Annotated in this window: 1 protein-coding gene; it reads right to left on the bottom strand. The window is 47.8% G+C overall.

Annotation, left to right across the window (positions count from 1 at the left end; all coding sequences use genetic code 11):
* Nucleotides 1-54: 54 nt before the first annotated feature.
* Nucleotides 55-1,332, bottom strand: a complete 1,278-nt coding sequence (iscB, locus tag MiSe_RS48960; protein ID WP_226594779.1) for an RNA-guided endonuclease IscB — start codon at nucleotides 1,330-1,332, stop codon at nucleotides 55-57.
* Nucleotides 1,333-1,574 lie beyond the last annotated feature (242 nt).

Below are 1,574 nucleotides of genomic sequence, written 5' to 3'. Positions count from 1 at the left end.
TTGGGGTGAGTAACTGAAACATAATTTCTAGGTAAATCTGGGCAAATATCGGCATCATGCATAGATGTAGCCATCCTTGCGGTGAACAGGGTTGACAATGTAGCTAAGTTTGATTCCGATCCGTTTCTTTCCAATGGTTGGATAAATTTCGCCATTGCCGTCACTGTATGGGCAGAGTCGAGCAACGTACTCACCTTTGTTCACACCTTTAGGGATGACGACTTTGACGATATCACCAGTAGAAAAACCGTGGATTGGACGTAATGGACGATGTTTCTGTGGATAGCCAAACTTGTCGGTCTGGCATCGCTGCCGTCCACCAAGACCTGTTGCTTTTACCTTGAGAATCTTGCTTGTCAACACTTTGAGGGTTTCTGTAACACCTACACACGCGGCGTCTAACCAGTGTTCTTTGGGTAATCCCAACCGATTGCGGTTGTACTTGGTCTGTCCACCTGTCCCGGTAGTGACGGGTAATTCTGTTGCTTTGAGCGTCTCGAATAGCTTCCACCGGGTTGAATTTACAGCAGCCGCATCCTTGAGCGGTGATGAAGCCTGTTTGAGAATGCAAGACGCGAGATTGGGCTTACCTTTGAGGAAATCCTTGAGCTCTTGAGTGCCTTTCTTTTGATTGCATCTTTCACACGCCAAACACAGGTTGGAAATACGGTCAGTCCCACCTTTCGCTCTTGAGTGGATGTGTTCGATTTGCAGAGGTACACCTTCCTTGGAGCAGTAAGTACATTTGCGTCCCCACTTCTCTAGAAGATATTCCCGCACCTCATACCCTGCTAGAGTCCCTTGTTGGTACTCGGTTCCAGAGATTTCAGGATTCTCTAGCTGTTGCATATCAAACCGAACCAATTCCTGTTTGATTTCAGCAATCGGTGCAAATTTGCAGAGTCGCTTAACCCAAGTTTTAGTTGTCAGAACGCGGTGCATTAAGCTAGGCCCCAACCATCCCTGTTCGCGCTTGCGGTTGAGAAAGCGAGCTTTGCGGTAACGAGTATGGCGCTGTCTGCGCCCCCGACGAACGGCGCTACGAGACTCTAGAGCGTCCTTAATCTGTTGTCCACGGTGTTCTAACTCCATTCCCCAAATCACACGCTCTTGGCTGTCTACTAGCGCGATGCCAGTTGTCTTAGAACCCGGATCGATTTTGAGTACGATCGGTTCAGGCGTAGCGTCTACCTCCTGGTTGAGAATAATGACGAATGGGTAACGGCGAAATACCGCAGCCTTACCTGCGTCTAACAACTTACGCGCCATTGAAGGCTTGCAAGGTGTGAGCGGTTTAAAGCTGGTATCAAGTACAAAAACGAAGTTACTCATGGTTGTGAGTGTCCAATTGCTTGTAAAGTGTGCCTCGACAATGATTTAAGAGCTTGTTTAGAATGCAGCACAAAAGCTGTAAACCTGGGAAGCTGATTACTTAACTGCATTCGACAGAGCAGAAGGCTGGCGTTCACCAACTGGTGTCATGACTCAAAAATCGTAGCTTTCGCTTAGTCTGCACGTTCTGACAGGTTGCAAATTCTAGGAATGCCTAGCTTTGCATAGGTTTTTCAGAACGG

Origin of the sequence: Microseira wollei NIES-4236, from assembly GCF_020521235.1 — a bacterium.
Lineage (GTDB): Bacteria > Cyanobacteriota > Cyanobacteriia > Cyanobacteriales > Aerosakkonemataceae > Microseira > Microseira wollei.
Note: the sequence above shows the minus strand (reverse complement) of the source record. Positions and strands in the feature narration are given on the sequence as shown.

Excerpts from the sequence above, each read along its gene's own strand:
- iscB (WP_226594779.1), bottom strand. The coding sequence starts at position 1,332 with ATGAGTAACTTCGTTTTTGTACTTGATACCAGCTTTAAACCGCTCACA.